At 72.4% G+C, this 26,837-nt stretch carries 25 protein-coding genes and 1 riboswitch; of the genes, 8 read left to right on the plus strand and 17 right to left on the minus strand.

The window, feature by feature from the left end:
* Positions 1–66 precede the first annotated feature (66 nt).
* The 3 genes from fabG to RM609_RS27065 form a co-directional block, all read right to left on the minus strand.
* On the minus strand, positions 67–828 hold the full coding sequence (gene fabG / locus RM609_RS27055) for a 3-oxoacyl-ACP reductase FabG (protein ID WP_311614192.1): 762 nt from the start codon (positions 826–828) through the stop codon (positions 67–69).
* Between the two features lie 206 nt (positions 829–1,034).
* Positions 1,035–1,490, minus strand: a complete 456-nt coding sequence (locus tag RM609_RS27060; RefSeq protein ID WP_438828544.1) for a DUF3037 domain-containing protein — start codon at positions 1,488–1,490, stop codon at positions 1,035–1,037.
* Complete coding sequence (locus RM609_RS27065; RefSeq protein ID WP_311614193.1) at positions 1,487–2,314, minus strand: HipA family kinase; 828 nt, start codon at positions 2,312–2,314, stop codon at positions 1,487–1,489. Before RM609_RS27065 ends, RM609_RS27060 begins: the two co-directional genes overlap by 4 nt.
* A 104-nt stretch (positions 2,315–2,418) precedes the next feature.
* Between RM609_RS27065 and RM609_RS27070 the strand changes: the two genes are divergently transcribed.
* On the plus strand, positions 2,419–3,003 hold the full coding sequence (locus tag RM609_RS27070) for a Rieske (2Fe-2S) protein (protein WP_311614194.1): 585 nt from the start codon (positions 2,419–2,421) through the stop codon (positions 3,001–3,003).
* Here the strand turns inward: RM609_RS27070 and RM609_RS27075 are convergent.
* Positions 2,990–3,667, minus strand: coding sequence for a cysteine hydrolase family protein (locus tag RM609_RS27075; RefSeq protein ID WP_311614195.1), 678 nt, complete (start codon positions 3,665–3,667; stop codon positions 2,990–2,992). The two genes, RM609_RS27070 and RM609_RS27075, sit on opposite strands and share 14 nt — an antisense overlap.
* Positions 3,668–3,870: 203 nt before the next feature.
* On the opposite strand from RM609_RS27075, the gene RM609_RS27080 reads away from it, so the two are divergent.
* A complete protein-coding gene (locus RM609_RS27080; protein WP_311614196.1) occupies positions 3,871–4,338 on the plus strand; it encodes a pyridoxamine 5'-phosphate oxidase family protein in 468 nt (155 codons plus the stop codon).
* Between the two features lie 22 nt (positions 4,339–4,360).
* On the opposite strand, the gene RM609_RS27085 is transcribed toward RM609_RS27080, so the two are convergent.
* Positions 4,361–5,266, minus strand: a complete 906-nt coding sequence (locus RM609_RS27085) for a LysR family transcriptional regulator (RefSeq protein WP_311614197.1) — start codon at positions 5,264–5,266, stop codon at positions 4,361–4,363.
* Positions 5,267–5,340: 74 nt separating this feature from the next.
* Here RM609_RS27085 and RM609_RS27090 point away from each other — a divergent pair, with 74 nt between their 5' ends.
* The gene (locus RM609_RS27090) at positions 5,341–6,360 is read left to right on the plus strand and encodes a DMT family transporter (protein ID WP_311614198.1); all 1,020 of its coding nucleotides are present in this window, start codon (positions 5,341–5,343) and stop codon (positions 6,358–6,360) included.
* Here the strand turns inward: RM609_RS27090 and RM609_RS27095 are convergent.
* Positions 6,351–7,643: an aminotransferase class I/II-fold pyridoxal phosphate-dependent enzyme gene (locus tag RM609_RS27095; protein WP_311614199.1), complete on the minus strand. Its 1,293-nt coding sequence runs from the start codon at positions 7,641–7,643 to the stop codon at positions 6,351–6,353. The genes RM609_RS27090 and RM609_RS27095 overlap by 10 nt on opposite strands.
* Before the next feature lie 35 nt (positions 7,644–7,678).
* Between RM609_RS27095 and RM609_RS27100 the strand changes: the two genes are divergently transcribed.
* Positions 7,679–8,383 (plus strand): pyridoxamine 5'-phosphate oxidase family protein, encoded by a 705-nt coding sequence (locus tag RM609_RS27100; RefSeq protein ID WP_311614200.1) that lies wholly within the window; start codon positions 7,679–7,681, stop codon positions 8,381–8,383.
* Here the strand turns inward: RM609_RS27100 and RM609_RS27105 are convergent.
* The 8 genes from RM609_RS27105 to RM609_RS27140 form a co-directional block, all read right to left on the minus strand.
* Positions 8,370–9,431: a DMT family transporter gene (locus RM609_RS27105; protein WP_311614201.1), complete on the minus strand. Its 1,062-nt coding sequence runs from the start codon at positions 9,429–9,431 to the stop codon at positions 8,370–8,372. The genes RM609_RS27100 and RM609_RS27105 overlap by 14 nt on opposite strands.
* Before the next feature lie 257 nt (positions 9,432–9,688).
* Positions 9,689–9,850, minus strand: coding sequence for a hypothetical protein (locus RM609_RS27110; protein WP_438828545.1), 162 nt, complete (start codon positions 9,848–9,850; stop codon positions 9,689–9,691).
* 54 nt (positions 9,851–9,904) lie between these two features.
* Positions 9,905–11,173, minus strand: coding sequence for a hypothetical protein (locus RM609_RS27115; RefSeq protein WP_311614202.1), 1,269 nt, complete (start codon positions 11,171–11,173; stop codon positions 9,905–9,907).
* A gap of 248 nt (positions 11,174–11,421) precedes the next feature.
* Positions 11,422–12,513 carry a Rieske 2Fe-2S domain-containing protein gene (locus tag RM609_RS27120; protein WP_311614203.1) on the minus strand — a complete coding sequence of 364 codons (1,092 nt, stop codon included), beginning with the start codon at positions 12,511–12,513 and terminating at the stop codon, positions 11,422–11,424.
* A 352-nt stretch (positions 12,514–12,865) separates the two neighbouring features.
* Entirely contained in the window at positions 12,866–13,123 is a 258-nt protein-coding gene (locus RM609_RS27125; protein WP_311614204.1) for a hypothetical protein, read from the minus strand.
* A 50-nt stretch (positions 13,124–13,173) separates the two neighbouring features.
* A complete protein-coding gene (locus tag RM609_RS27130; RefSeq protein ID WP_311614205.1) occupies positions 13,174–15,528 on the minus strand; it encodes a glycoside hydrolase family 3 N-terminal domain-containing protein in 2,355 nt (784 codons plus the stop codon).
* A 99-nt stretch (positions 15,529–15,627) separates the two neighbouring features.
* Positions 15,628–16,254 (minus strand): PadR family transcriptional regulator, encoded by a 627-nt coding sequence (locus tag RM609_RS27135; protein WP_311614206.1) that lies wholly within the window; start codon positions 16,252–16,254, stop codon positions 15,628–15,630.
* 151 nt (positions 16,255–16,405) lie between these two features.
* A complete protein-coding gene (locus RM609_RS27140) occupies positions 16,406–16,801 on the minus strand; it encodes a hypothetical protein (RefSeq protein WP_311614207.1) in 396 nt (131 codons plus the stop codon).
* Between the two features lie 1,311 nt (positions 16,802–18,112).
* Between RM609_RS27140 and RM609_RS27145 the strand changes: the two genes are divergently transcribed.
* Positions 18,113–18,487, plus strand: coding sequence for a VOC family protein (locus RM609_RS27145; protein ID WP_311614208.1), 375 nt, complete (start codon positions 18,113–18,115; stop codon positions 18,485–18,487).
* Positions 18,488–18,602: 115 nt separating this feature from the next.
* Positions 18,603–19,418, plus strand: coding sequence for a PhzF family phenazine biosynthesis protein (locus tag RM609_RS27150; RefSeq protein WP_311614209.1), 816 nt, complete (start codon positions 18,603–18,605; stop codon positions 19,416–19,418).
* A 47-nt stretch (positions 19,419–19,465) separates the two neighbouring features.
* On the opposite strand, the gene RM609_RS27155 is transcribed toward RM609_RS27150, so the two are convergent.
* Entirely contained in the window at positions 19,466–20,260 is a 795-nt protein-coding gene (locus RM609_RS27155) for a CPBP family intramembrane glutamic endopeptidase (protein ID WP_311614228.1), read from the minus strand.
* A gap of 127 nt (positions 20,261–20,387) precedes the next feature.
* A complete protein-coding gene (locus tag RM609_RS27160) occupies positions 20,388–21,893 on the minus strand; it encodes a glutamate-cysteine ligase family protein (protein WP_311614210.1) in 1,506 nt (501 codons plus the stop codon).
* A gap of 483 nt (positions 21,894–22,376) precedes the next feature.
* Here RM609_RS27160 and RM609_RS27165 point away from each other — a divergent pair, with 483 nt between their 5' ends.
* Both RM609_RS27165 and RM609_RS27170 read left to right on the plus strand, forming a co-directional pair.
* On the plus strand, positions 22,377–22,964 hold the full coding sequence (locus RM609_RS27165) for a hypothetical protein (RefSeq protein WP_311614211.1): 588 nt from the start codon (positions 22,377–22,379) through the stop codon (positions 22,962–22,964).
* A 335-nt stretch (positions 22,965–23,299) separates the two neighbouring features.
* Positions 23,300–23,506 carry a DUF5999 family protein gene (locus RM609_RS27170; RefSeq protein ID WP_311614212.1) on the plus strand — a complete coding sequence of 69 codons (207 nt, stop codon included), beginning with the start codon at positions 23,300–23,302 and terminating at the stop codon, positions 23,504–23,506.
* 90 nt (positions 23,507–23,596) lie between these two features.
* Here the strand turns inward: RM609_RS27170 and gcvP are convergent, their stop codons facing one another.
* A complete protein-coding gene (gene gcvP, locus RM609_RS27175) occupies positions 23,597–26,482 on the minus strand; it encodes an aminomethyl-transferring glycine dehydrogenase (RefSeq protein WP_311614213.1) in 2,886 nt (961 codons plus the stop codon).
* Between the two features lie 189 nt (positions 26,483–26,671).
* Positions 26,672–26,779, minus strand: a riboswitch (glycine riboswitch).
* Positions 26,780–26,837: the final 58 nt, after the last annotated feature.

Consider the following 26,837-nt stretch of genomic DNA (forward strand, 5'->3'; position numbering starts at 1 on the left):
TGACCGCGTGCGGTCAACGACCATGCGCGGTCGACGACCACCTGTGCTCGTGCCGTACGGGCCGGGTCAGTCGAGCGGGCCGCCGGCCACGTACAGCACCTGTCCGGAGACGAAGCCGGCCTGGTCGCCGGTGAAGAAGGCGATCGCGTTGGCGATGTCCTCGGGCTCGCCGACGCGCTGCACGGGGATCTGCGTGGCCGCGGCGGCCTGGAGGTCCTCGAAGCTCATGCCGACGCGGGCGGCGGTGCCCGCCGTCATGTCGGTGGCGATGAAGCCGGGGGCGACGGCGTTGGCGGTGATGCCGAACTTGCCGAGCTCCTTGGCGAGGGTCTTGGTGAATCCCTGGAGGCCGGCCTTGGCGGCCGCGTAGTTGGCCTGGCCGCGGTTGCCGAGGGCCGAGCTGCTGGAGAGGTTGACGATCCGGCCGAAGCCCGCGTCCACCATGTGCTTCTGGCAGGCGCGCGACATCAGGAACGCGCCCCGCAGGTGCACGTTCATGACGGTGTCCCAGTCGTTCTCGCTCATCTTGAACAGCAGGTTGTCCCGGAGCACACCCGCGTTGTTGACCAGGACGACCGGTGCGCCCAGCTCGGCGGCGACGCGGGCCACCGCGGCGTCCACCTGGGCGGCGTCGGAGACGTCGCAGCCCACGGCGAGTGCCCTGCCGCCCGCCGCCGTGATCTTCTCCACGGTGTCCGCGCAGGCCGCCTCCTCGAGGTCGAGGACGGCGACCGCGCGGCCCTCGGCGGCCAGGCGCAGCGCGGTGGCGGCGCCGATGCCGCGGGCCGCGCCCGTGACGAGGGCGACGCGGGGTTCGGTGGTGGACATGCGGGTTCTCCTCACCTCGAAGGCGGCTCGCCCCGGCGGCGCGCTCCGGCCAGGGGAGCGGCGGCGGGGTGAGCAACCGCTCAGTAGCTCGGTCGATCAGACGCTAGAAGTCCCGCCACGCGCTGTCAACGCCTCACCGCACGCCCCTCGTCCCGGGCGTCCCCGCCACCGCACCGGCGTGTCCCACCAGCGCTATCCCACCAGCGCTATCGCACCAGCAGATCGAGCAGGCGTTCCGACTCGCGCTCCGCGTCGACCGTCAGCCCGGTGTGCACCGGCCCCGGCTGCACCACCGTGCTGCGCGGCGCGATCAGCCAGCGGAACCGGCGGCCGGCGTCGTCGCAGGCCGCCTGCCCGGCCCGGTCACCCCCGGCGCAGACGCCCTCGACGGCGTGCAGCGCGGCCCGGACGCCGGCCACGTCCGCCGCCGGGTCGAGCGCCAGCAGCCGGTTCTCGTCCAGGTGGACGCGGGCGGTCACATACGACTGCGCCTGGCAGTAGACGACCACTCCGGCGTTGATCTGCTCCCCGCGCTCGATGCGGGGGACGACGCGCAGCAGCGCGTACTCGAAGACGTCGCGCTTCGCGCCGTCGCGGCCCTTGTGGTCCTGGGTGGCACGGTGCGACTGCTGCGCCCCGTGCCCGTTCTCGCGGCCCGTCACTTCGCGGCGCCCTTTCCGTCCAGCCTGACACGTACCCATTCCGGCGCCTGCGACGGTTTGTCCGCGGTGCGTTCGCCCATGGTGATTCTCTCGCCGATGGTCGCCGCGCGTTCGAGCAGCACCTCGACGTACGCCCGGCGCAGCGCGTCCGGGCTGTCGAAGCCCGGCTCGTCGGCGAGCCACTCGTCGGGGACGTCGGCGGCCGCCTCGGTCAGCAGTTCCTCGGTGACCCGGGGGGCCAGTTCGGCCGCCGCTCCGGCGATGTCCGGGGAGAAGGTGGCGAGGACGTGGTCCGAGGCGTTGTACGGCTTGCCGGCGGCGGTCGCGGCGCCGGGCCAGTTGTGGTGCCAGATCATGGTGGCGCCGTGGTCGATCAGCCAGAGGCGGCCGTGCCACACCAGCAGGTTGGGGTTGCGCCAGGAGCGGTCGACGTTGTTGATGAGCGCGTCGAACCAGATCACGCGGCCTGCCTCGGCGGCGTCGGTCTCGAAGGCGAGCGGGTCGAAGCCGAGCGCCCCGGGCAGGAAGTCCATGCCGAGGTTGAGCCCGCCGCTGGCCTTGAGCAGCGCCTGGACCTCCTGGTCCGGCTCGGCGCGGCCGATGACCGGGTCCAGCTGGATGCGGGCGAGCTCCGGGACGCGCAGGCCGAGGCGGCGGCCGAGCTGTCCGCAGATGACCTCCGCGACCAGCGTCTTGCGGCCCTGGCCGGCGCCGGTGAATTTCATGACGTAGGTGCCCAGATCGTCGGCCTCGACGATGCCGGGGAGCGAGCCGCCCTCACGCAAGGGCGTGACATAGCGGGTGGCTGTGACTTCGGGGAGCATCGCCCCAGATTAATCGTCCGGGGGTGACCGTCTGAACGCCGGGCGCGGCGTGGCCGTATGAGTCCTTGTACCAGCTGATGCGAAGCGACAGCAAAGGAACGATCATGACGCATTCGTCACCCGCGCCTTCCACGCCATCGGCCCCGGCCGATCCGGCCGATCCGGCTGCCCCGGCCGGTCCGGTCCGCGCCACCCGCCGTGCCGTCGTCGCGGCGACCGGAGCCGCCGGTCTCGCCGCCGTCCTCGCGGCGTGCGGCGGCTCCGACGACGCGGGCTCGGGCTCGGGCTATTCGGGCGACGTGCCGGACACGTCGGACGCGCCGAAGGGGACGCCGGGGCAGGCGGGCGGCGACAAGGGCACGCCCGGGACGGGGGCCACGTCCGGGGCGGGCGCGGGTGCGGGTGCGGCCCTGGCCCGGACGTCGGAGATCCCCGAGGGCGGCGGCAAGGTCTTCCCGGACCGGAAGGTCGTGGTCACCCAGCCGTCGAAGGGGCGGTTCAAGGCGTTCTCGGCGGTCTGCACCCACCAGGGGTGCGTGGTGAAGGACGTCGCGAACGGCACCATCAACTGCCCCTGCCACGGCAGCAGGTTCTCGGTCACCGACGGGGCCGTACGGGGTGGCCCGGCGCAGAAGCCGCTGCCCGAGGAACGGATCTCGGTGAACGGGGACTCCATCACGCTGGGCTGAGCCCATCGGGGCCGGGCGCCGGGCGGGTACGGACCCGCCGGCGCCAGCCGCGCAGGACGGCCTCGGTCGTGGTCACGGTGGCGACCAGCGCGAGGGTGTGGCGCACCATCGCCGCCGTGTAGTCGGCGGGCACCCCGGCGATGGCGTCGGAGGGGACGACGGCCGTGTAGCCGAGGTTGACGGCGTCGAAGACGGCGTTGGGGATCCCGACGTTGGCCGACACGCCGGTGACGATCAGGGTGCGGCAGCCGATGTTGCGCAGCAGGGCGTCCACGCCCGTCCCGGCCAGCGGCGAGAGCCCGTGCAGCCGGCGGACGACCAGGTCCCCGTCGCCGACGGGTACGGGCTCGGCCACCCGGACCGCGTGGGTGCCGGTCAGCTGTTGCACGGGCAGTCGTTCGGCGACGCGGAAGAGGTGGGCGTTGTGGCTGGCGCCGCGGCCGTCCGGACGGCGTTCGGCGACGGCGTGCACGACCTGGACGCCCGCCTCGTGCGCACCGGCGACGAGGCGCGCGACGTTGACCAGCGCCCCGGAGGCGCGGGCGACGGCCGCGAGTTCGGGCAGCGCGCTGTCGGGGCCGACGACCCCGCGCTGACATTCGACGGTCAGCAGCACGGTGCTCGCCGGATCGGTCTCCTCGGCGAACGGGTCCTGAGTGGCCATGGCGCTCCCCGCTCCCCCGGTGATGGTCCGTACCTGGGCCCCGTCGGGGGCTCGCGTGAGGCTAGTGGGCATTGCGGCGCCGGGGAAGAGGCCCCATTCTTCTGACGAGCAGTCAGGTCAGTCAGGTCAGTCGGTACGGTCGCGTACGCCGGGTACATCGGGTACGCCGGGCACGCCGGATCCGGAAGGCGGGTGACGCGGGGATGACCGTCACACAGCGGCGGGGCCGCCGGGCCATGATGACGCGGGCCGAGCTCGACGTCTTCCTCGCCGGGCGGCGCGTCTGCCGGGTGGCGACGGCCGGGCGGGACGGGCGGCCGCACGTCGGCCCGCTGTGGTTCGTCTGGGACGGGCGGGCGCTGTGGCTGTACTCCCTGGTCCGCAGCCGGCGCTGGGCCGATCTGCGCCACGACCCGCGCGTGGCGGTGGTGGTCGACGACGGCGAGGAGTACGAGGAGCTGCGCGGCGCGGAGCTGTCGGGCACGGTGACCGTGGTGGGCGAGGCCCCGCGCCGGGGCGCGGCCTGCCCGGAGCTCGTGGCTCCCGAGCGGATGTTCGCGGAGAAGTACTTCGGCCTGGCGGCGGTGCCCCACGACGGCCGGCACGCCTGGCTCCGGCTGACGCCGGACGCCGTCGTCTCCTGGGACTTCCGCAAGCTGCGGAAGGGGTGACGCGGCCCGTACGCCCCGTCCGTCACCCCCGTACGCCCCCGGCCGCCGCCCGCAGCGCGTCGGCCATCGCGCGGATCGAGGGCCTGCGGTCCGCGTCCGCGCGCCAGATGACGAAGACGTGGCGGCACATCGCCTGCCGTACGGGCACCGCGCGCACCCCCTCCGGCAGGGGGCCGCGGCCGAGCCGGGGGGCGACCGCGATGCCCAGGCCCGCGGCGACCAGGGCGAGCTGGGTGGCGTGCTCCTCGGCCATGTGTGCGATGCGGGGCTCGATGCCCTGGCCGCGCAGCGTGGACAGCAGCCAGTCGTGGCAGAACTCGCCCTTGGGCCAGGCGATCCACTCGTCCTCCGCGAAGTCCGCGAGGGAGACGTCCGCCCGGTCGGCGAGCGGATGCCCGGCGGGGACCGCGACGTCCACGGGGTCGTCCAGGACCGGGGTCCTGACCAGCTCGTCCGGCACCGGCAGCGGCTTGTTGTACCAGTCGAGGACCACGGCGAGGTCGATGTCGCCGCGCACCGTCCCCTCGACGGCGTCCTCCTGCTCCATCTCCACCAGCCGGGCGCGCAGCTGTGGGTGGTCCGCGCGCAGCGCGGCGAGCGCGGCCGGGAACAGGCCGCGGGCGGCCGTGGGGAAGGCGCCGAGCCGCAGCTCGCCGACGGCGTGGCCGCGCTGGGCCTCCAGGTCGGCCTGGGCCAGCTCCACCTGGGAGAGGATGCGCCCGGCGTGCTCGGCGAGCAGCCGCCCGGCGTCGGTGAGGCGCACACCGCGGCCGCACTTGGCCAGCAGCCGCTGCCCGGCCTCCCGTTCCAGCTTGGACAACTGCTGCGAGACCGCCGAGGTCGTCACGTGCAGCCCTTCCGCCGCGCCGCTGACGGAACCGTGGCGGGCGACGGCGTGAAGGGTGCGCAGGCGCTCCAGGTTCAACATATAAGCGATGCTACGCGATAGCCCATAGAATTATTTGCTTGTTCTAAGGGTTATGGCCCTGCATGGTAGTCGGCATGAGCACCGTCGCGACGCCGAAGCAACCCCCCTCCCCCACTCTCTCCTCCACCGTCACGACGGCCACTCGCCCGGGGCGCCGGGGCCTCGACTGGCGGATCAAATTCGCCGTGCTCTCGGTCGTATGGGGATTCAGCTTTCTCTTCATCAAGCTCGGCACCGAGGGCTTCGCGCCGCCCTATGTCTCCTTCGGCCGGATGTTCTTCGGCGCGGTCGTGCTCCTCACGGCCCTGGTGATCAAGCGGCAGCGGCTGCCGCGCTCCCCGCGCACCTGGGGTCATCTGGCCGTCGCGGCCTTCCTCTGCAACGCCTTTCCGTTCACGCTCTTCGCCTATGCCGAGCTGACGATCTCCACCACCCTCGCCGGGGTCTGCAACGCCACGACCCCGCTGTGGGGCATGGTGCTCTCGCTCGTGGCGCTCTCCGAGGACCGGCCGAAGCGCCGCCGCTTCGCGGGGCTCGGCCTCGGCTTCATCGGGGTGCTCGTGGTGCTCGGGGCCTGGCAGGGCTTCTCGGGGCAGGACCCGAAGGGCACCGCCATGGCCCTGGTCGCCTCGGTGAGCTACGCCCTGGGCTGGATCTACGTCCGGCGCACGCTGTCGGGCACCGGCGACGGGCATCTGGCGCTGTCCGGCGGCCAGCTGCTCGTCGGCGCGCTCCAGCTCGGCGTCGCCGCGCCGCTGCTCAGCCCGCTGCCGTCCGCCCTGTCCGCCGGGCCACTGCTCGCCATCTTCGCCCTGGGCGCGCTCGGCACGGGGCTCGCCTTCCTCCTCCAGTACGGGCTGGTCGCCGAGGTCGGTCCGACGACCGCGACCATGACGACGTATCTCATCCCGGTCGTGGCGACCACGGCGGGCGTCACCCTGCTCGGCGAGGAGCTCACCTGGAACACCCCGGTCGGCGCGCTGATCGTGCTGGCCGGAGCGGCGCTCACCCAGAGCAAGCGCCGCTCCTCCCGGACCGGCCGGACCGTGGCGGCGGGGGACGCCACGCGGGGGAACGGGGCCGCTCAGTCGTAGCGCCCTGCCGGCCCTATCTCGTCCATCTCCAGTGAGGACACGGTCAGTCGCACCCCGGGCGGCGACGCGAGCCGGAACCGCGCCCCCGGCGCCACGGCCCAGCCCGCCTGGAGCAGCCGGGCCACGGCCCCCGTCTCGTCCGGCACAGGCAGCCAGACGTTCATCCCGCTGCGCCCGTGCGCCTCGACGCCCCGCTCCCGCAGCGCCGCGACGAGCGCCTCGCGCCGCCGCCCGTACGAGGCGGCGACCTCCGCCGCGTCCACGGCGCCGGCGCGCCACAGATGCACCACCGCGTCCTGGAGCACATGGCTCACCCACCCGGGCCCCAGCCGCTGCCGGCCGCGCACCCGGTCGACGGTGACGGCGTCCCCGGTGAGCACGGCCAGGCGCAGGTCCGGCCCGTAGGCCTTGGCGACGGAACGGACCAGCGCCCAGTGGTCGGTGACCCCGGCGAGGGGGCAGAGGGGCAGATCGACGATGCCGTGGCCGTGGTCGTCCTCGATGAGCAGCACCCCGGGGTGGCGGGCGAGCACGGCTCGCAGCTCCCGGGCGCGCGCCTCGCCGATCGCGGCGCCCGTCGGGTTCTGCGCGCGGTCGGTGACGACCATGGCCCGGGCTCCCCTGCGCAGCGCCCGGTCGGCCTCCTCCGGCAGCGGGCCGTCGTCGTCGACCGCGACGGGCGCGGCGCGCAGGCCGAGCGCGGGGATGAGGTCGAGCAGGCTCCCCCAGCCCGGGTCCTCGATGGCGACGGTGTCGCCCGGCCGCAGATGCGCGCTCAGCACCCGCTCGATGGCGTCGAGCGAGCCCGAGGTGACGGCCACCGGACCCTCCGGGACGCCCTCGGCCGTGAAGGCGGCGCGGGCCATGCGCTCCAGGTCGGTGTCGACGGCCGGGTCGCCATAGAGCACCGGTCTGCGGCGGGAGCGCTCCGCGGCCGCGGCGAGGGCCTCTCCGAGCGGAGGTAGCAGCGCCGGGTCGGGATTGCCGCCCGCGACATCGCGCACGCCTTCCGACGCCTCCACCCGGATGAGCTCGCGGTGAGTGCTGGCGGGGCGCTCGCGCACCCGGCTGCCGCGCCGGCCCGCCGTCTCGATCACTCCACGGTCGCGCAGCGTGCGGTAGGCGGCGGCGACGGTATTGGGATTGACTCCCAGCTCCACCGCCAACTCCCGCATCGGCGGCAGGAGTTCGCCGGGGGCGAGCTTTCCCGACCCCACCGCGCGTTCCACGCTCGCGGAGATGTCCACTGCGCGACGGCCTTCGATCCGATACTCTCCTAGCACAAAGCCAACTATGCACTAGTGCAATGGAGAACGCAATGCCTTCTTCCACGGCCGCCGCGCCGGTCTCCGGGGCCGGGCAGTACGACGGGCAGTACGAGCGGACCGAGCGCACGACCCCCACCCGCTACCGCGACCGCGCGTCCTACGACCGCGACCTGGTGCACGAGATACTCGACGCGGGCTACGTCTGCCATCTCGGCTTCGTCCGCGACGGCGCCCCCGTCGTCCTGCCCACCCTCTACGGACGCGTGGGCGACCGCCTCTACGTGCACGGCTCCACCGGCTCCCGGCCCCTGCGCTCGGCGGGCGAGGCGCGGGAGCCGGGCATGCCCGTCTGTGTGACGGTCACACATGTCGACGGGCTCGTCCTGGCGCGTTCCGCCTTCCACCACTCGCTCAACTACCGCTCGGTCGTGGTGCACGGCACGGCCCGGCGGGTCACCGACGCCGCCGAGCTCACCGAGGCCCTCGACGCGTTGGTGAACCAGGTCGTGCCGGGGCGGGCGGCGGACTCCCGGCCCGCGTCCGCCAAGGAGCTCGCCGCCACGGCCGTGCTGCGCGTCGACCTCACCGAGGTCTCGGCGAAGGTCCGCCACGCGGGCCCGGCCGACGACGAGGAGGACGTGGCCCTGCCCCACTGGAGCGGGGTCGTCCCCGTGACGACGGCCTACGGTGCCCCCGTCCCGGCGGACGACCTCACCCCCGGCATCCCCGTGCCGGACTACCTCACCGGCCGCTGACCGGCCCCGACCGCACGGCCTCCGGGCGCCGCCGCGAACGTGCCGCTCCCGGGCGCCACCCGTCCCCGCCGGCCTCGGCGAGGGCGAGGGCCGCGACCGCGCCCAGCAGCACACAGGTGCCCAGCGCGGTCGCGGCGGTCAGGCGCTCACCGAGCAGGGTCACGGCGATCGCCGCCGCCGTGACCGGCTCCAGCAGGGTGATCACCGAGACCGTCGTGGCCCGCACGGCCGCGAGGCCCGCGAAGAACAGCCCGTACGCCAGCGCCGTCGGCACCGTCACCAGGTACCCCAGCAGCCACAGCGTGCGCCCCAGTTCCTGCGTCCGGGGCCACAGCCCCTCGGCAGCGGCGAGAGGCAGGAGGCAGACCGCGCCGACAGCGAAGGAGGTGAGCGTCGTGGTGAACGGGTCCGTGGCCCGGCCCTCACCGCCGAGGCGCCGGGTGTAAAGGGTGAGCAGCGCGTAGGCCGCGGCCGATACCAGCCCCCAGACCACTCCGGCCGGCCGCACGGTGCCCGCGCCGTCGCGGCCGAGCACCAGCACCACCAGCCCTGTCAGCGCACCGGCGACCGCGATCCGGCCTCCCGTGCCGAGCCGCTCACCCATGAAGAGCCTGCCGGCCAGCGCCACCAGCACCGGCGCGGCTCCCTGGGTGACGACCGTGCCGACCGCCAGACCGGTCCCGTCGACCGCCGCGAAGTAGGCGGCCTGGAAGACGGCGAGACCACCGCCGGTGATCAGGAGACGGGCCGCCCGGCGCCGCCTGGTCTCGGGCACGCGCACCGGACGGGCGGGCCGGGGTCGCAGGGCCCGCACGGCCAGCAGCAGGACGAGGCCGCCGACCGTGCGCCAGAAGGTGAGGGCGACGGGGCCCAGGCCGCTGCTGGTGGAGGCGAGCGCGGCGGTGGCGCCCGCCGTGCCCCAGGCGACGCCCGCGACGACGACGCAGGCCAGCCCCTGATTGACGGAGAGTCCGGGGCCGGTGTGCGAGGGCACGCCGTCGGACGGCCCGCCCGGAACGCGGCAGGCCGGAAGAGAGGAGTTGCGCATGACTGTTCTGTTCTCCCGCGGAAGACTTCGGTGATCGCGTACTCCGTATGCGGGCAGCGGCGATCGGCCCGTGGCCCGTCAGGGCCCGGGTCCTCCGGGAAACGGCCGCCCGCGCTAGGCGGCGGGAGGCGGAAGAACAGCGGTCGTCGGCATGATCGGCACCCTAGGCGGGCGGGCGGCCGTGGGGCAACTCCTTTCGGAGGAAGCCCTGGACGAACGGAAGCCCATAGGCGAAGGGGAGCCCGTGGCCGAAGGGCTCAGCCGCACTCGCAGCGGGCCGGGCCGTCCAGCCGCGCGCCCGGCGCCACCGGGTCCACGCCCGCCCGGCGCAGCACCTCGACCGCCCGGCAGCGGGAGTCGCGCACGAGGGTTGCGAGCAGATCGGTCCCCGCCACCACCATGTGGATGCTCCGATACAAACGAGGAGCGCACGAATACAGCCCTGCTGTCGCGCCGACTTGTCACAAGGCCGGTCACCCCGCCTTGTATGGATGGAATCGGCGTTCCAGGGATGAGTCGGCAGGGGTGTCCCCGAAGAGGTCGTGCAGGTGGGTAGTGATGGCGGGGGTGAGCGGCATACGGCGGCTGGCGCGGCGTTCGTGGTACCGCTCTTGGGTTTGGACGAACAGGAAGCCGGACCGGCCGTAGTGGACCAGAGCTTCGGGTGCTCCACTGGCTACCAGGTCATCGATGAGGTCGAGGTAGATGGAGCGGTAGGCAGTCCTCCGCTGGTGGAAGAAGCGCGGGCTGGCAGTGGCGTTCTGGTAGTCGTACCCGTAGATCTCGATCGGGTGTTTGCACAGGTCCATCGAGGTTGCATTGCAGATGGAGCTGTCCCACAGCCATGTGAACGATGACGGTCCACTACCGAGCACCCGGCCGACGGCGATCGCGACCCCGTAGCAGTTGGCGGTGTGGGTTCGGTAAATGAGCGCGTCCCACATGTTGGGCGTTTTGTTCAGGTGCGCTTTAAGCCTGGTACGGCCGGGGTCGGAGGCATGTTCGACCTTCTCGGCGTACTGGAGCATGAACTGGCGGATCAGCGCCAGCATCACCTGCGGCCCGTCAGATCCCCAGCCCTGCTCGTCCATCACCTGGGCAAGGTCGGCAGCCGAGCGGCCGTACATCCGGAACCGGCCCTGCACCAGGTCCAGTGGCGGGATGCAGAGTTCGTCAACAATGACGGCGAATGCCGTGTAATGCACGGCCACCGGAGAGTCCGCGTATCGTTCGCCGGACCAGTTGGCCATGTACTGGATGGCGTCGCGACAGGCATAGCGCACTGAAGCAGCGGCAGTCGCGTCCCCCTTCTTGGACCAGTCCGAGTAATCCACCGGCAACCCTTTACCAGCGCCGACCTGACCTGCGACGGCCCTCAGCAACGGCCAGAAGTCCACTTCGTGGACTTTGACGCTACTCGGGTCGTATTCGTCACCCCCCATGAGAGGGAACAGGTCAGCGGTCTCCTTGTTGTACCGGGACCGCTGTGCGCGGGGTGTCCCGGGAGGCGGGGCGACCCTGGGATAGTGCAGGAACGTACACGCCATGGTCTGCTCGCAGGCCGGACCGCACCACATCATGTGCGCCCTGTCCAACAGCTGCCCCAGCGTCTGCGCCTGCGACAACTCATCAAGGGCCTGCACAGCCGTTCCACGGTAGTGCAGGAAGTCCGGGGAGACCGGATGCCCGCCGACCGGCTGCGACTGGGACCTTCCGATGGGAATGGGGTGGTCAATCTTCATTGCTGATCCTTGTTCCGTGAGGGGCGGACCATCATCGAGTGACGGAGGACAGCGGCTGCCCGCTTGACCTATGCGACTGGTGGCACAGACAGGGAGACACGCAGAATGTCTCCGATCCCTTCGGCTGGCAGGATGCTGAAGGCGACGGCGGAAAACCCGCGGCAAAGACATCGCACCACGCGATAAATGCGGCCCCCGACGACCGGGGACGGGCAGCCCGACCGACCGGCTCAAGCCTGATCTGTGGCTTAGAGCACCGGCCGACTGGCACCCTGTGGCCGACCAGGAGCGCGGCTCGTCCCGTTGCGCGACTCGTGGTCCCCGGTCACGCTCTTGTCCGGGAGGAACTGGCGTGCCCAAATACGGAACGGACCGATGGCGCCGTCCTCGTCGTTGAGTTTGGGAGGCGTGATGTGCTTCTGATGCTGGTAGATGGTCATATCGCGCCGGACGTCGCGCACCGCGAAATGGTTCATCACATGGTTCAGAAAAGAACTCAGTACTGCCACGGTCCCGCGTCGTGCCCGGCCTCGAAGAATTCTCGGCAGGGACAGGCGCGTGCTGGTCATGACCCAGTAGCGCATTCGCCAGGGACCGATAGGGGTAGCAAGGAACCAGGTGTCAGCGACTATCCGGCCGCCGGCCAGTATCAGCTGGACGTGAAATCCGCCCAGGCCGTAGTACTTGATTCGACCATCCTGGTTGACGGTGCCCAACGGCGGCATGGGCCGTTTGAACCGGTACTCAACGGTGTAGAAGGGGCCGTCGGCCCTGGGCGCGGACAGGACTTCGACCCCCACACCGTGGAGAGCGGGGATGTGCTGATAGTCGATGGCGTTCTCCGCCCCCTGCTGAGGGTGGCCGGCCACGTCGATGGCCCAGGCAACCGGCCGAGCGGAGCAGGGCAGGTCGTCAGGCAGTTCCCAAGTGGGGGCGGCACCGGCATGATGGTGCCACACCCAGACGATGCCGACAGTCTCCCTGACGGCCAGGTGCTCCAAGCGAATCCGGGGAGGCTTCCCGTACGGCGTGCGGGTGCAGCTCCCGTCCGGCGCGAATCCGAACTTATGGAAAGGGCACACGAGCACTTCCCCCTCCACGGTCCCGCCGACACCCAGATGGGCCCCCAGATGGGGGCAGTAGGGTTCGACTGCCCTGAGATGGCCTTTTCGCGTGCGGTAGATGACGATGTCGCCATCCATGAACGGCTTGGCCAGCACCTTTCCGGGTGTCCATTCGGCGGACACACCGACACAGAACCATCCGTCCGGATGAGGCAGAGCTGGGGGATGGGCTACGTCAGCGGGCTGCGCCTGGACGCGTTCCTGGCGTACACGCATGGTGGGGGCTCCTCAAGCCGGTGCTTGGTCACAGAGGGCGGGAGAAGGCTCTATGGTCGAACATGCTTCCAGGTTTGGCGGCTGCGGGATCACTCCTGGCACCAGTGTGAGCGGGTAAACCTTGGCGATTGCCTCGCCAGGCACCCCATGACCTCCTTCGGCAACGCCGGATGAGCCGCAGACGATGACCCGGCCGCCCGCCATGTGACCGACGAGGACGGCCCCGGTCACCGTCTACTGTGGCATGAGCGCGACACACCTAGGCAGAGCGCGAACCAGGGGCGCTCGAAGCACCCGACGGGCATCCCTGACCCCGTGCCAGGCATGGGATATGGGTGAGGCGCGTGAAGCGTTACGCTTGAAGTGCGATCAAGTCGCTGCCTTCGCAGCCCGCTTGGGCCGATTGGACGAGCTTTCGCCCGTTCACCCCGGACTCGGTGACCATCCCGAGCAGCCACTTGCAGTGGTCCTCGCCCAAGCTGCCGAAGATGCCCACGCAGATCCCGGCGTTCGCCTCACCCCGGATTCTGGAGGTCAGGTCGTCCAACGACGAGAACGCCGACGGCTCGACGCCGGCTTCCACCAGTTCTTCCAGCGCGATGTTGACCACGCACCGGTGGCCTCTCCCCCGCGAACGGATGACCTGTGGCCGGATCCGTCTCAGGGGCGCACGGACTTCCGTAAGGAGCGCGCGCCCTCTCCCGGGCTCCCGGTGATCTCCAGCGCGGCCGTCCGCGCCCCGGCGCCGAAGACGTACGGCCCGGGCTCGACGCGCGGCGGACCGGCCCCGTCGATGTCGCCGGGGGTGACCGCGAGCACCTTCGACGGCACGGTGAGCCGCACGGATCGCGTCTCCCCGGCCTTCAGGCGCACCTTGGTGAAGGCCACGAGCCTGCGCGGCGGCGACAGTACGTCGCCGGCCGGCCGTGAAACGTAGACGGGGACGATCATTTCGCCGTCGCGGGGCCCGGTGTCGCGCACCCGCACCGTCATCCCGACGTCCGCGCCGGCCGGGACGGAGGGCGCGTCGAGCGCGAGCGACTCGACGCGGTAACCGGTGTACGACAGGCCGTCCCCGAAGTCGTACGCCACATCGTGCCGGGACTCGGCGCCCGCATTGGTGCCCGGCAACTGCTGGTAGTACAGGGGCTCGTTGCCGGCCCGCCGGGGCCAGGAGACGGGCAGCCGACCGCTCGGGCCGACCGCGCCGAACAGGACGTCCGCGACGGCGTGCCCGCCCTCCCCTCCCGGCAGCCAGGACATCAGCAGCCCCTCCGTACCGTCCGCGTCGCCCAGCACCAGCGGGCGCCCGGCGAGAACGACCACCACGACCGGGCGGCCGGTCTCCTTCAACGACCGCACCAGCGCCCGCTGATCCGCGGGGAGTTCGGGCCGGGGGCTGTCGGCCCCGCCCTCGGCGCCCGGCCGCTCCCCCACCACCACGACCGTCGCGTCGGCGTCACGGGCCTGCGCCACCGCGTCGGCCGGGGCCGGGGCGTGGACGACGCGAGCTCCCGTGGGAGCCGCCTGCCGGATGCCCTCGAGCACGGTCGTACCCGGGATCCGTACCCCGTCGGGGAGCCCCTGCCAGCCGACGGTCCAGCCGCCGGCCTGGGCGGCGAGATCGTCCGCGTGGGCGCCGGTGACGACGATCTTCCGTACGGACGGCCCGAACGGCAGGACGCCCTTGTCGTTGCGCAGCAGCACCTGTGAGGCGACCGCGGCGCGCCGGGCGAGCTCTCGCCCCGCGCCCAGGACTTCCGTGTTTGCGCGCTCGGCGTCGACATACGGTCGCTCGAAGAGCCCCAGGGTGAATTTGAGCCGCAGGACGCGTCCGGCGGCCTCGTCGATCCGGCGGCCGGGCACCAGCCCGGCCCGTACGGCCGTGCGCAGCGCGTCGGCGAACTCCCCCGCCTCGTAGGGCTCCATGGCCATGTCGACGCCCGCGTCGACGGCGAGGGCGGCGGCGTGCGGGTAGTCGGCGGCCACCTTGTACGTCGTCCACAGGGCCCGGATGTCCTGCCAGTCGCTGACCGTGACGCCGGTGAAGCCCCACCGTTCCCGCAGGACCGTGGTGAGCAGATGGCGGGAGGCCGTGACGGGGACGCCGTTGAGCGCGCCGGAGTTGACCATGACGGTCTTCGCCCCGGCCTCGACGGCCGCCCGGTAGGGGGCGAGGAGGGTGTCCTGGAGATAGCGGAGGGAGACGTCGGCGGGCACACGGTCGTGGCCGTTGGACGGCTCGGAGTAGCCGGCGAAGTGCTTGACGGTCGCGGCGACGTTCTTGGCGCCGCCGGCGTTCTCGGCGGCGTTCTCGGTGCCGCGTACGGCTGCGGCGGCCAGGGCGCCGGCGAGCAGCGGGTCCTCGCCGAAGGTCTCGTAGTAGCGGCCCCAGCGCCGGTCGCGGGCGAGGTCGGCGACGGGGGCGAAGGTCCAGTCGGCGCCGGTGGCGGCGACGGCCCGGGCGGTCGCCTCGGCGCAGGCCCGGACGAGCTCCGGGTCCCAGGTCGCGGCGAGACCGATCTGGTGCGGGAGGACGGTGGCGCCGAGGACGTTGTTGTGGCCGTGGACGGCGTCGACGCCGTAGAGGACGGGAACGCCCAGCCGGCTGTGCCCGACCGCGTACTTCTGCACCGCGTCGACCATGCGGGCCCAGTCGCGCGGCGTGTTCACGGGCGGGCCGCTGCCACCGCCGGAGAGCACCGAGCCCACCGCGCGGTCGCGGAGCACGGCCGCCAGGCAGCGCTCGTTCAGCTCGCCGCCGCCGCTCTCCCCGCAGTCGCCCTGGAGCTTGACCACGGCGATCTGGGTCATCTGCCCGATCTTCTCGTCGAGCGTCATCCGGCGCAGCAGGTCGGCCACCCGCTCGTCCACGGGGGCGTGGGCGTCGCGATAGCGCGGCCCGCCGGCCGCCACCCCGGCCGGGGCGCCGGAGAGGGCCGCCATCAGGCCCACGGCGACGGCCGCGAAAGCGAGAACGGGAACGGGCTGCCGGCGGCGCGGGAGCGGGGGCATGGCCGGAGTCTCCCATCCCCTGACACCCCGTCAAGAAAGCGCGGCGGGGGGGCCGGGGGAATCCCCCGGGCCGCCCCGCCCTCGGCTCGACTACCGGCCTCAGCCCTCGTCGGCCAGGATGAGGTAGAGCTTCTTGCGGGCGTCGTTGACGACCGCGAGCGCCTTTTCCTTCTGCTCGGCGCTGCCGGTCTTCCAGACCTGACTGAAGGCCTCCATCAGTCCGAAGCCGGCCTGGCGGATCTCCTGCATCGCCGCCCAGTCGATACCGCGCCCCGCGTCCTCCCAGGGGGTGCCCGGGCCGGACTCGGCCTCGGCGCGACCGTCCTCGGTGAGCGTGAACAGCTTCTTGCCGCCCTCGCTCGCGCTGCTGATCAGGCCCTCGTCCTCCAGCAGCTGGAGGGTGGGGTAGACCGAGCCGGGGCTCGGCTTCCAGGCGCCGCCACTGCGCTCGGCGATCTCCTGGATCATCTCGTAGCCGTGCATCGGGCGGTCCTTGAGCAACGCCAGGATCGAGGCGCGCACATCGCCGCGCCGCGCCCTGCCGCCGCCCGGACCGCCCCGCCCGCGCCCGCCGAAGGGCGGGCCGCCGAACGGAGGCCCGAAGGGCCCGAAGGCCCGGCGCCCGCCGAAGCCGCCCGGCCCGGACTCGCCGGGCCCGGCCCCCCGGCCGCGACCGGCGCCGGGGCCGTAACCGTGGTGCTCATGACCGTGTCCTTGGAAGCGCATAATGTCGCCCCTTCCTTCATCGATCGTTCGCGATGCCTCAACGATATATCGGAACCGATCGGATGGCAATGCCCGGGACAGGACACTGCTGTCCCGTCCTACCGAAGTTTGATCAGTCTCACCGAAGCCTGACCGGCGGGGAGGGCTGTGGTCAGTGGCCGCCTCTCGGGGGCTCGCAGCCGGTGCCGTCGGGGTAGCCGCCGAAGGCCTCCGCCTTGGTGGAGTCACTGCTCATCGCGCCCTCCACACACCAGGGAGAGGCGCCGATGTCGATGAGGAAGCCGACCCCGGCGGGGCCGTCCGGGTACACCTGCACCTTCCCAGCGGAGTAGCCGAGGCCGGTGAGCGCGCTGCGGACGCTGTCCGGGGCGAAGTCACCGCGCCGGCGCAGCGGCTCGAGTGCACTCTTGACGCGTCCGACGGCCGTGAGTCCGTCGCAGCGGCTTTGGCCGTGGAGCGGGAAGGGAACTTTGAAGCCGTGGTTTTCGGCGTAGCGGTCGGTGGGCGGCGCGGTTGAGCTGGGGGTGGTGGCGGCCGCGGGCGCCATCGGCTTGGGGCTCTCGCCAGGGCAGGGGAAGTCCGCTGGTGTGCTCGGCGTCGATATGCCGGCCGGCGTTGGATGCGAACGCCGGTACGTGTCGGCGGCATCCTCTGCCCGCTGCGTTCCGCACCCCGCCGCCAGCAGGGCCAACACCGCCAACGGCAGCATCCCGAGCCGGGCCCTGGTCTTCCTTAGCGTCGTCATCCCCCGATCCTCCCCCGCAACTCGATGAACGTCATGAGTCCTTTTACTCATCGGGCCACAACACCCCGGTCAGCCTTCCGTCTCCTCGATCTTGTCCGCTCCGAACTGCATGTACGACGAGTCCGGGCTGTAGTCGGACCGGGGGTGCGACCCCCATCGGGGCCGGTCAGACTTCGGTGAGACGGGACAACTGCCCGGCCCGCTCCTACAGGGTCCAGGGCGACTTACCACGAAACCCGGGTCATGGGGATCCCCCGGGTCGGGCCGGGCCCAGCGCGCCCAGGCCAGTCACGACGGGACAGGTGGCGGGTGGTCGGGGCCGGCGGGGCTGATGCCTGCGCGGCGGATCAGGGCGCGCTCTCCGAAGAACAGGCCGTGGTGAAGATTCTCGGATGTGGTCGCAACCTCGGGGGTGCCGCACGCCTGGTGGGTTGAAGGCGCCCTTCAGCTGTTGTTCCAGACGGTGTTTCCGTCACTTCCTCGGGAGAGTCTCATGTCTTTGCACGCCAAGTGGAATTACCGTCCTCGCCCCGGGTCCTGGGTACCGTCACCGGTGTCGCGCTGCTGCTGGGCGGCGGCTTCGCCGCGCAGGCCGTCGCCGACTCCGGCGTGAAGCCGGCCCCGCCGCGCCGAAGGTCGCCACGACCGGGGACGCGGCCCCGCGGGCCGCCCGAGCCGCGATCGTCACGCACCACGACCTGCGCCGCGACGCACCCCCGCAGGGACGCAGCTGGGGAGTGCGCCGGGTGCGCAGGGTTGCCTTTGCCACGCTCGGTGTGGCTGCTGTCGTGGTGGCCGTGTGCCTGCTGGTGCTGCCCGGCAGATCGCAGGACCCGGCTCCGGCGCCGCCCGCCGGCACCCCGGGCATCAGCGAATCACCGCCGTCCACACCTACGCGCCCGGCCGGCCCGGTCGTTACGGGGACCGGAGCGACTGGGACTGCCTGCACCTCGACGTCTTGATTGATCTGGTCGCCCCAGGTCACAGTCCTGCCCTCGGGCCAGATCGATTGATGCAGGACAGCCGCGTCCCGCATGCCCGCCGCAGCGGCGGGTACGACCACTCCCGTACGGGGGAGTCGCGGAAGCGGCCGAGGAACGAAGGGTGCCGGAAGTGATCCGAAAGCTGCAGGCGGTCGCGCTGGACTGCGCCGATCCGGTACGGCTCGCGGAGTTCTACGCGGATCTGCTCGGCGGCAGGGTGGTCGCGGATCCGGAGGATCCCGACTGGGTCGAGGTGCACGGGTTCGAGGGAACGCCGCTGGCCTTCCAGCGGGTGGACGGCCACCGGCCGCCCGAATGGCCCGGCCGGCAACACCCGCAGCAGCTCCACCTGGACTTCGACGTGGACGACCTCGACGGGGAGGAGAAGCGGGCGCTCGCCCTCGGCGCGACCGTGCTGGAGCGGACGGACCAGCTCCGCCCCGCGGCCAACTGGCGAGTCTACGCGGACCCTGCGGGCCATCCGTTCTGCCTCTGCCTCCACTGAGCCCACCCGGCACGGTCCCGGCCCCGATCCCAGTCCCGGCCCCGGTCCCGGTCCCGGTCCACCTTCCGGGGATTGGCCGTGTCCACGGCCCCGCCGGGCCTCTACGTTCACGACCATGCGGATTCGAATCGTCGACGCCTTCACCGACCGCCCCTTCGCCGGCAACCCGGCGGGAGTGGTACTCCTGGACTCCGATGGCTTCCCCGAGGACGCCTGGCTCCGGGGCGTGGCCACCGAGGTCAACCACCCCGAGACCGCCTTCGCCCACCCCCTGCCGCCCGGCTCGGACGCCGACTGGGCGCTGCGCTGGTTCACCCCCGCCACCGAGGTCGACATGTGCGGCCACGCCACGCTCGCCACGGCGCATGTCCTGCACACCACGGGCACCGCCACCGGAACCGTGCGCTTCACCGCCCGCTGCGGCATCCTCGTCACCACCGCCCACGAGGACGGCACGATCACCCTGGACTTCCCGACCGCGCCCCTCACCCCCACAGCCGTCCCCGACGGCGTGGACCGGGCCCTGGGCGCCACGCCCCGCTCGGCCCACGACACCGGACCGCACATCGGCGATCTGCTGCTGGAGCTGGCCGACGAGGCGACCGTACGGAGCCTCACCCCGGACATCGCGGCGCTGGGCCGTCATTCCCGCCGGGGCATCATCGCCACCGCGCCGGCCGAGGACCCGGCGCGCGGCTACGACTACGTCTCGCGCTGCTTCTTCCCCAACGTCGGCGTCGACGAGGACTCCGTCACCGGCAGCGCGCACACCGCGCTCGCCCCGTTCTGGTCCGCCCGGCTGGGCCGTGACGAGCTCACCGGGTGCCAGGCGTCCGCCCGCGGCGGCCTCGTGCGTACCGCGACGCGCGGCGACCGGACCCTGCTGACCGGCTCCGCCGTGACGGTCATCGACGGCGAACTACTGGCATAGGTCCTGGGCGGATGGGGGCGGGCCGGGCCCGGGGCAGTCGCCCCGGGTCAGGCCGTGGGCAGCCAGCCCACCTTGCCCGCGAGCAGCGCGTAGCCGACGAACGCCACGATGTCGATCAGCGCGTGCGCGGCGACCAGCGGCCCGACGCGCCCCCACCGCCGGTAGAGCAGGACGAAGACCACGCCCATCACCGCGTTGCCGACCAGGCCGCCGATGCCCTGGTAGAGGTGGTACGAGCCGCGCAGCGCCGCGCTCGCCGCGAGGGCGGCGGCCGGAGTCCATCCCAGCTGCCCCAGTCTGCGCAGCAGATAGCCGATGACCACGACCTCCTCCAGCACCGCGTTCTGCGCGGCGGAGGCGATCAGCACCGGGATCCGCCACCAGACGTGGGGCAGGTTCTCCGGCACGACGGTCAGGTTGAAGCCCGCCGCCCGTACGGCGAGGTAGAACAGCAGCCCGCTGCCGCCGATGGCGGCCGCGACCGCCGTGCCCCGGGCCAGGTCGGGGCCGGGCCGTGTCCGGTCGAAGCCGATGCTCCGCAGCCCCGCGCCCTCGCGGGTGAGCAGGTGTGCCACCAGGAGGACGGGCACGAGCGCGGTCGCGATGCCGAAGAGCTGCCAGGCGAGGTCGAGCCAGGGGCGGCCGGGCGCGTGCGAGGCGTTGAGGGTGGCCGCCTTGTCCTTGAGCCCGCCCGGCCGGGTGGCCACGCCGACAAAGCTGATCAGCGCCGAGACCGCGCTGGCCCCCAGGGAGAGCGCCAGGACGATCAGCGTCTCCGAGCGCAGCGTGCGCCGGTCGGGACCGTCGCCGGACGCCGGCCCGGGGGGCGCCTCCGGCCGGATGCCCGCGCCGCCGTCCCGAGCGTTCTGCCGCACCGTCGCCTCCCAGCTGCCCGTCCTCACGACGGTCACAGCTTGCCCGACGCTCCCGGGCCCCCGCGCACAGGGGGGCCGCGACGCCCCGGAGGGGTCACAGGGCGGGCGCGTCCGTGGGCCAGGTGTGGACGGGTTCGCCGGTGTGCATCAGCTCGCGGTAGCGGCGGGTGGTGACGGCGAGGGCACGCTCCCGGTCCAGGCCGTGCTCCAGCGCGCGGTGGTAGGTGGCGGCCTGCCAGGAGGCCCCGTTGACCCGGCGCAGACAGCGCTCCTCGACGATGCCGAGGTAGAAGTCGCGGTCGGCGGGCTCCACTCCCCAGGCGTCCAGCCCGGCCGAGGCCATCGGCAGCAGCTCCTCCAGGACGAGCCGGACGGCCGGGACCCGCGCGAGGACGCCGGTCCGGCCCGCCCGGGGCCAGCGCAGGACGGCGTCGATGCCGTCGCGGCAGGCGGTGTCGAAGTTGTCGGCGGCGACGCCGAAGGGCATCCGGGACCACACCGGCCGGGGCTCCTCGGCGAGGGCGCGGATCAGCCCGTAGTAGAACGCCGTGTTGGCGATGACGTCGGGGACGGTGGGCCCGGCCGGCAGGACGCGGTTCTCCACCCGGAGGTGGGGGACGCCGTCGACGATGCCGTAGACGGGCCGGTTCCAGCGGTAGACCGTGCCGTTGTGGAGGGTCAGCTCGGCGAGCGTCGGGACGCCGCCCTCGTCCAGGACGCGCAGCGGGTCCTCGTCCCCGGAGATGGGCAGCAGCGGGGGGAAGAAGCGGAGGTTCTCCTCGAAGAGCTCGTACGCCGAGGAGATCCAGCGCTCCCCGAACCAGGTGCGCGGCCGGACCCCCTGGGCGAGCAGCTCGGGCGGACGGGTGTCGGTGGACTGGACGAACAGTGGTGGCCGGGACTCGCGCCACAGCTCCCGGCCGAAGAGGAAGGGCGAGTTGGCGCCGACGGCGATCTGTACGGCCGCGACGGCCTGGGCGGCGTTCCACACGGCGGCGAACCGGCCCGGGGTGACCTGGAGATGGAGCTGGACCGAGGTGCAGGCGGCCTCCGGGGCGATGGAACGCGCGGTGCAGGTCAGCCGCTCCACGCCCGCGATGTCGATGGTGAACTCCTCGCCCCGGGCGGCCACGACCTGGTCGTTGAGCAGGAAGTAACGGTCGGCGGCGGAGAGGTTCGCATGGACCAGGTCCCGGTCGGTGAGGGTGGGCAGTATTCCGATCATGACGATCCCGGAACCCACTTCCATGGCCCTGCGGTCCGCGTAGGACAGACCCGTGCGCAGTTCCTCGGCGAGCTGGTCGAGAACCCTTCCGGAGAGCCGGTGCGGGACGATGTTCACTTCCAGGTTGAAACGCCCGAGTTCGGTCTGGAAATCCCGGCTGGCGATACGCTTCAGCACCTCGGCATTCACCATGCTCGGCATACCGTCGGGGCCCGCGAGATTCAGCTCGATCTCCAGCCCCATGAGATTACGGGGACGGTCGAACCGCTTCTCCTCCAGCAGCCTCGCCAGTCCGTCCAGACACCGCCGGAGCTTCTCCCGGTGGCGCTGCCGGTCGGCGAGGTCGAACCCCAGGGCCGCGACCTTCTCCCCCATGCGAAGCCTCCCTCCCGGACGGGCCGCCCGCCGCACCGGCCTTCTTGTCACGGTCGATGATGCCCAGGCGGGACGATCCATAACGCCCCGCGGCGCACGGGGAGACGATAGGATCTCACCGGTGTACTCCGGCACATTCCGTCGGCATGACACAAGCCGCCGGGCGGGGCGCAATGCGCTGGTGATAAACACCGATCGGATCCGGCCCACCGTATACGGCGACGAAGCCGAGGTCATGGGCGCGCGGCCTTCACAAAAACGCCGAAATCCCCCTGGAATCAGGACCTGAATTGCTCTTGCCTGAAATACCTGCGACAGCTAGCCGAAACATCATGTGAACATGTGTCGTATAAACTCCGGAATGAGGCAGAGAGTAGGCGCCCCGGAGTCGGTCCCGGCCCCCCTCTGACCCCGCACGCCGACAGCGTCGTCCGCACCCGCCCCGCACCCCCGTGTCTTTCCTTAAGCGAGAGGCGACCCACCATGCCGCTGCATGTCCCCCCTGCCCCCGCGCCTGCCCTCCGCACGGTTCTCACGGCCCTCGGTTCCCCCACCGCCGTCCGTGAGGCCCGTACCCCGTCGCTGCGGTCCGCCCGGACCCCGCTCAGCCCCGAACTCCCGCTGCCCGTCCACCTCCTGGAGCGGGCGGGGACACTCGGCGGGGCGCAGCGCACCCGGCTGACCGGCTGGCGGTTCCAGATCAAGGAGGGGGAACGGGCCGTGGCGGCCGGCGAGGCCGTGCTCACGGCCGACGGCTGGGCGTTCTCCCACTTCTGCGAGGGCCCGTACGTGGCCTCCACCGAGCTGGCCCTGCGCCAGGCCGAGGCCCTGCCCACCCCGTACCAGCCACGGCTGCTGTCGGTGCCCGAGCTCTACATGCTCACCCTCTGGCTGCACGCGGACAGCACTGCCGACGCCGCCTCCGAGCTGTTCGCCCCGGGCGACCTGCTCGTCCCCCTCGCCCCGGCGCCGCCCGGCATCGCGGCCCACCGCCCGCACCGGGCCGCCGATCTGCTGCCCGCGCTGACGCCCCGGCTGGCGCCCCCGCACCGGCTGCGGGCGACGGCCTGACCGGGCACCCGGGCCGGCCCGCGGCTCCCGGAGCCACCGCGCCCCGCGACTCCCCGCACCAGGTGAGTCGCGGGGCGCACCGCTGCCCCCACCCCTCACCCTTTCGGGCTAGTCCGATGCGGCCATCCCGAACCCCCCGAAGGGACCGTCGAGTTGGGAGCAACCGCCCGCCCGGGTGACGCGTCATCACCCTGTGAGGAGCGTCACCGGGAAATCCCTGCGGAACGAGGCCCGTAGGGCAAGACTGGGACCGACCGACGATGACAACGGGGGGCGGCATGAGCGACACGCCGAGCCGCAGGACAGCCACCACATCAGAGCGAAAGATCACTTCCATGTGCCCGCACCAGCCCACGTGCCCGTCAGCCGACTCCGCCGACCGGGAGGCCGCCCACCTCGTGGCCGCCTTCCCGGAACAGGGATGGAGCCTTCTGTGCAATGGCGTCCTCTGCTTCGAGGACACCGGTGAGCTGCTGCCGGACGGACAGATCATCGCCCCGCACCGGGCGCTCGGCACCGACCAGGTGGTGAGGGCCGCCTGACGGTGCGGCGGCCGATGACCCGCAGGACGACATAAAGGGGCCGGTCCGGCGCCGCAGCGCCGGACCGGCCCCGACCCGCGTGTGGACGGGTCAGCCGTCGTACTCCTCCAGCGGCGGGCAGGAGCAGACCAGGTTCCGGTCACCGTAGGCACCGTCCACGCGGCGCACCGGCGGCCAGTACTTGTCGGCCTTCGACGCCCCGGACGGGAAGGCCGCCTCCTCACGGGTGTAGGGGTGCTCCCACGCGCCCGTCACCGAGGCGGCGGTGTGCGGGGCGTTGCGCAGCGGGTTGTCCTCGGCGGGCCACTCCCCCGAGCCGACCTTCTCGATCTCGGCGCGGATGGCGATCATCGCCTCGCAGAACCGGTCCAGCTCGGCGAGGTCCTCGCTCTCCGTCGGCTCGATCATCAGCGTGCCGGCGACGGGGAACGACATGGTCGGCGCGTGGAAGCCGTAGTCGATCAGGCGCTTGGCGACGTCGTCGACGCTCACGCCGGTGGCCTTGGTCAGCGGCCGGAGGTCCACGATGCACTCGTGCGCGACCAGTCCGTTCGGGCCGGTGTAGAGCACGGGGTAGTGCGGCTCGAGGCGCTTGGCGATGTAGTTGGCGCCGAGCACCGCGACCTGCGTGGCGCGCGTGAGGCCCGCACCGCCCATCAGCCGGACGTACGACCAGGAGATCGGCAGGATGCCCGCGGAGCCCCAGGGCGCGGCCGAGATCGGGCCGACGCCCGTGGCCGGGCCCGCGGTGGGCTGGAGCGGGTGGTTGGGCAGGTACGGGGCGAGGTGGGCGCGGACGGCGACCGGGCCGACGCCGGGGCCGCCGCCGCCGTGCGGGATGCAGAAGGTCTTGTGGAGGTTCAGGTGCGAGACGTCGCCGCCGAACCGGCCCGGCTTGGCCAGGCCCACCAGGGCGTTGAGGTTGGCGCCGTCGACGTACACCTGGCCGCCCGCGTCGTGCACGGACGCGCAGATGTCGGCGACGTGCTCCTCGAAGACGCCGTGGGTGGAGGGGTAGGTGATCATCAGCACGGCGAGCTCGTCGCGGTACTGCTCGATCTTGGCGCGCAGGTCCTCGACGTCGACCTCGCCGTCGTCGGCGGTCTTGACGACGACGACCTTCATGCCGGCCATCACGGCGCTGGCGGCGTTGGTGCCGTGCGCGGAGGACGGGATGAGGCACACCGTGCGGCGCTCGTCGGCGTTGGCGCGGTGGTACGCGCGGACGGCCAGCAGGCCCGCGAGCTCGCCCTGGGAGCCGGCGTTGGGCTGGAGGGAGACCTTGTCGTAGCCGGTGACCTCGGCGAGCCGCTCCTCGAGCTCGGTGATGAGGGTGGTGTAGCCCTCGGCCTGCTCGATGGGCGCGAAGGGGTGCAGCTGGCCGAACTCGGGCCAGGTGACCGGCTCCATCTCGGTGGTGGCGTTGAGCTTCATGGTGCACGAGCCGAGCGGGATCATGCCCCGGTCCAGGGCGTAGTCGCGGTCGGCGAGGCGGCGCAGGTAGCGCAGCATCGCGGTCTCGGAGCGGTGCTGGTGGAAGACGGGGTGGGTGAGGTAGTCGCCGGAGCGCAGCAGGCCCTCGGGAAGCGCCTCGGCGACGCTCGCGTCGAGCGCCTCGACGTCGCCCTCCACGCCGAACGCGGCCCAGACGGCGGCCAGGTGGGCGCGGGTGGTGGTCTCGTCGCAGGAGACGCCGACGTGGTCGGCGTCGGTCAGGCGGAGGTTGACGCCGCGCTCGCGGGCGGCCTCGACGACCTCGGCGGCCCGGCCGGGCACGCGCACGGTGACGGTGTCGAAGTAGGCGCCGTGCACGACCTCGGCGCCCCCGGCGCGCAGGCCCTCGGCGAGGATCGCGGCGAGGCGGTGGGTGCGCCGGGCGATCGCGGCGAGGCCGTCGGGGCCGTGGTAGACGGCGTACATGCCGGCCATGACGGCGAGCAGCACCTGGGCGGTGCAGATGTTGCTGGTGGCCTTCTCGCGGCGGATGTGCTGCTCGCGGGTCTGGAGGGCCAGGCGGTAGGCCTTGTCGCCGTCGGCGTCGACGGAGACGCCGACGAGGCGGCCGGGGAGGCTGCGGGCGAACTTGTCGCGGACGGCCATGAATCCGGCGTGCGGGCCGCCGAAGCCCATGGGGACGCCGAAGCGCTGGCTGGTGCCCACCGCGATGTCCGCGCCGAGCTCGCCGGGCGGGGTGAGCAGGGTGAGGGCGAGGAGGTCGGCGGCGACGGTGACGACCGCGCCGAGCTCGTGGGCCCGCTCGATCAGCGGGCGGAGGTCGCGGACGGCGCCGGAGGCTCCGGGGTACTGGAGCAGGACGCCGAAGACGCCGCGCTCGGCGATCTCCTCGGGGATACCCTCGGACAGGTCGGCGACGACGACCTCGACGCCGGTGGGCTCGGCGCGCGTCTCGATGACGGCGACGGTCTGCGGCAGGGTGTCGGCGTCGATGAGGAAGACGCCGTCCTTGACCTTGCCGACGCGGCGGGCCAGCGCCATGGCCTCGGCGGCGGCGGTGCCCTCGTCGAGGAGGGAGGCGCCGGAGGTGGGCAGCCCGGTCAGATCGGCGACGACCGTCTGGAAGTTGAGCAGGGCCTCCAGGCGGCCCTGGGAGATCTCCGGCTGGTAGGGCGTGTAGGCCGTGTACCAGGCGGGGTTCTCCATGACGTTGCGGAGGATCACCGGCGGCGTGAACGTGCCGTGGTAGCCCAGGCCGATCATGGAGGCCAGCACGGTGTTGCGGTCGGCGAGGGAGCGGAGCTCGGCGAGGACCTCGGCCTCGGTACGGGCCTCCGGCAGGCCGAGCGCCCCGACGTTCTTGATCGCGTCCGGAACGGCGGCGGCGGTGAGCTCGTCGAGCGAGCCGAAACCGACCTGGGCGAGCATCTTGGCCTGGGCGGCGGCGTCGGGACCTATGTGGCGCGCCTCGAAGGGCGTGCCCCGCTCCAGGTCGGTGAGGGCGATGCGGTGGACGGTCATCTGCGGAGGCCTCCTGGTCATTGCGACCTGCGAGGGGTACCACGGCGCGGGTACCCGAACGGCCTCCCCCTCTGTCATCTCAACCTGAGAGCTTCACCGGGCCGCGGCGCACGATCCGGCTTTCACCGTCGGTGAGGAGGGGCTTCGGCGTACTGCCTGACCTGGGCCCGACCTGCTTTCCAGAGTGACCTCGTCCATGCGGTACGGGTGCCTGAGAGATTCCGGGGAGGATTTGCTCCTTCGGCGCCTTCACCAACGCCCTGGGGGCTTCGAGAAGAGCTCTCCCGCACGGGGTCTGCGGCCATTCGCCAGCCTACCAGCGAGGGTTTCCGGGTGGATCTCCCGAGTGGCCGGT

Source organism: Streptomyces hesseae (assembly GCF_031845785.1).
GTDB classification, from domain to species: domain Bacteria; phylum Actinomycetota; class Actinomycetes; order Streptomycetales; family Streptomycetaceae; genus Streptomyces; species Streptomyces hesseae.